This is a genomic window from Cryobacterium sp. 10I1 (assembly GCF_035019805.1).
Taxonomy (GTDB): Bacteria; Actinomycetota; Actinomycetes; order Actinomycetales; family Microbacteriaceae; genus Cryobacterium; species Cryobacterium glucosi.
In genome coordinates, this window is sequence record NZ_JASJVF010000334.1 from 1 (window position 1) to 2,934 (window position 2,934).

Here is a 2,934-nt window from a genome sequence, read left to right on the forward strand (position 1 = left end):
GCGTCGTCATGCTCAAGGCGGAGGGCATCGACGTCGTCGCCGCCGGCGACACGAGCGCTGACCCCTGGGACATCGACCCTGCGCACCCGGACGACGGCCACGGGGCCGCCGAGCCCGTTCACGGCAGGGACTGCGCGGCGGCACCGGGCGCGACCGCGCCGCGCCTGGGCGTGTCGCAGTGGTCAGACCCCGAGCACGGCCGCTACGTGAAGATGGTCACGCGCGGCGGCATCCTCACCGGCTTCATCTGCGTCGGGATGCCGCGCACCGGTGCCGAACTCACCCTGCTCTTCGAGCGCGGCAGCGAACTGCCCGCCGACCGTTCGCTGCTGCTGCGCTACGACGGCCCCGACGTCGACCCGGCGGGCGGCGGCGACGCCTTCGCCCCCGACGCGACGGTCTGCTGGTGCAACGGGGTCACGGTCGGCGCGATCACCGCGTCAGCGGCGGCCGGAAACACCGACGTCGCCTGCATCGGCTCGGCCACCCGCGCCGGAACCGGCTGCGGCGGGTGCAGAGGCCGAATCGGCGAGGTCCTTGAGCGTTTCGCCCTGACGAATTCGACGGAGATTGTGGGCTGAACACCCCGAAAATGTGCCTCCCACAGGTGTGAAACTCAAAAACTCCGTCGAATTGGTGAGGTTCGGGGACGGCGGCCCGACCCGGCCTACCATGGGACGCATGCGAGCGAAGCCCGAGCGAACCCCTCAGCAGGCACAACGGCAGACTCCGGCTGAGTCCGCCGGGTCCGAGCACTCTGGTGCCAGGGACAGCACCCTGAAGTCGCTGCTCGTCGACCGGCTGGGGTGGCTGAGCATCCGCAGCGCCCAGCTGATCGTCGTGATCGTGCTGGGAATCGGCGTGGTGTTCGCCCTCGTGCAGCTCAAACTCGTCGTGATCCCCACGCTCGTCGCACTCATCCTGGCGGCGGCGCTCAGCCCACTCGTGCGCTGGCTGCGCGCCCGTGGAGTTCCACGAACGCTGGCGACCTGGCTCACCCTGCTCGGCGGGGTCGTCGTGCTCGGGGGCATCGTGACCCTGATCGTCTTCGCCGTGCGCAACCAGTGGTCCGAGCTCGTCACCGCGGCCTCCGACGGCCTCGACCAGTTGCAGGGCTACCTGACGACCGGCCCGCTGTCGCTCGATGCCACCCAATTCGAGGCCGCCAGGAACGCCGTGATCGGCTTCGTGACGAGTGCCGAGTTCGGCAGCGGCGCACTCGCCGGGGTGTCCGCCGCGGCCGAGGTGCTCACCGGAGCCGCCCTCGTCGTCGTCATCCTGTTCTTCTTCCTCAAGGACGCCGCGTCGATCTGGGCCTTCTTCCTGACGCCGTTGCGCGGCTCCGCCCTCGCGAGAGCCCGCCGCATCGGCACGACCGCACCGACGGTCCTCGGACAGTACGTGCGCGGGACCGCGACCATCGCGCTCTTCGACGGCGTCGTCATCGGCGCGAGCCTGGCCATCCTGCAGGTGCCGCTCGCCCTGCCGCTCGCGGCGATCGTCTTCCTCACCGCGTTCATCCCCTTGATCGGCGCGACGATCGCCGGGATCCTCGCCGCGCTCGTCGCCCTCGTCTTCAACGGGCCGCTCGTCGCTCTCATCGTCGTGGTCATCGTCGTCGTGGTCAACCAGCTCGAAGGCGACCTGCTGAACCCGATCGTGATGGCCGGCGCACTCAAGCTGCACCCACTCGTGATCCTCGTAGCCCTCACGGCGGGCACCGTGCTCGGCGGCATCGCCGGCGCGGTGCTCGCGGTGCCGCTCGTCGCCGTCGCGTGGTCGATCGTGCGCGTCTGGGACCACCCCGTCGCCCCGAGCCCGCCGCCGCGCAGATTCTTCCGCGGAAAGTCCGGTGCCGGCGGCACGTCGGCCGCTGCCCGCGTCCACCGCGACGGCTGACCCAGGGACAGGATCCACCTCCTCCGGCCGTGAGGCCTGAGAGCAGAGGCCATTGTCGGGGCCGGGGTTGCAGCCTACGATGTCGGCATCCGGCTGACGGCGACCCGGTGACACCCGGGCCCGGACACCGGCCCCACTCCGGCGAGGAGGCCTGGAATGTCGGTGTCCACCCTGAAATCGGTCGTCGACCGCGCGTTCGCGGAACGCTACGGCGTGCCGGCGATCAACATCGTGAACGACCTCACGATGGAGGCCGTCCTGGCCGGGGCGGTCGAGGCGCGGTCACCGGTGATCGTGCAGACCTCGGTCAAGACCGTGAAGTCGATCGGGTCGCGTGTGCTCTTCAGCATGTGGGAATCGATGACCGCCGGCATCGACGTGCCGGTGGTGCTGCACCTCGACCACTGCCCCGACCGGGCGGTCATCACCGAATGCCTCGAGCGCGGCTGGAACTCGGTGCTCTTCGACGCGTCCCGGCTCCCGGTCGCGAAAAATCAGCGGCAGACCGTCGAGGTCGTCGCGGAGGCCCGCACCTTCGGTGCGCACGTCGAGGGTGAGATCGAGTCGATCACCGGGGTCGAGGACGGCATCGGCTCGGACACGGCATCCGCGAGGCAGTCCCTCGAGATCTCCCTGCGCTTCATCGAGGAGACCGGCGTCGACGTTTTCGCACCCGCGATCGGCAACGCCCACGGCGTCTACACCCGGGAACCGGTCCTCGACTTCCGGCGGGTGAGCGACATCGTCACGGCGCACCCGATCCCGATCGCCCTGCACGGCGGGAGCGGCCTGAGCCCGGGCCAGTTCGCCGAACTCATCGCGCTCGGATGCGCCAAGGTCAACATTTCCACGGCGCTCAAGATCACCTTCATGCAGTCGAGCCTCGCCTATCTCAAAGACGCGGAGGCGCGCGACAAGTGGGACCCGCCGTCCTTGTTCGGGCAGGTTCGTTCCGACATCGTCGCGCTGCACGTGATCCTGGTGCGGATGCACGGGGTCGTCCCCCCGATCGACGCGGCGGAAACCGACGCCCAG

The 2,934-nt window shown here is 69.8% G+C and carries 3 protein-coding genes; all 3 read left to right on the forward strand.

Annotated features, from left to right (window positions below):
- The coding region (locus QN345_RS17530; RefSeq protein ID WP_323508973.1) for a (2Fe-2S)-binding protein at positions 1–581 on the forward strand (581 nt) is incomplete at its 5' end.
- Positions 582–681: 100 nt separating this feature from the next.
- Positions 682–1,899 carry an AI-2E family transporter gene (locus QN345_RS17535; RefSeq protein WP_323508974.1) on the forward strand — a complete coding sequence of 406 codons (1,218 nt, stop codon included), beginning with the start codon at positions 682–684 and terminating at the stop codon, positions 1,897–1,899.
- A gap of 156 nt (positions 1,900–2,055) precedes the next feature.
- A partial coding sequence (locus tag QN345_RS17540) for a class II fructose-bisphosphate aldolase (protein ID WP_323508975.1) occupies positions 2,056–2,934 on the forward strand: 879 nt, incomplete at its 3' end.

Excerpts from the sequence above, each read along its gene's own strand:
- QN345_RS17535 (WP_323508974.1), top strand. The coding sequence starts at position 682 with ATGCGAGCGAAGCCCGAGCGAACCCCTCAGCAGGCACAACGGCAGACT.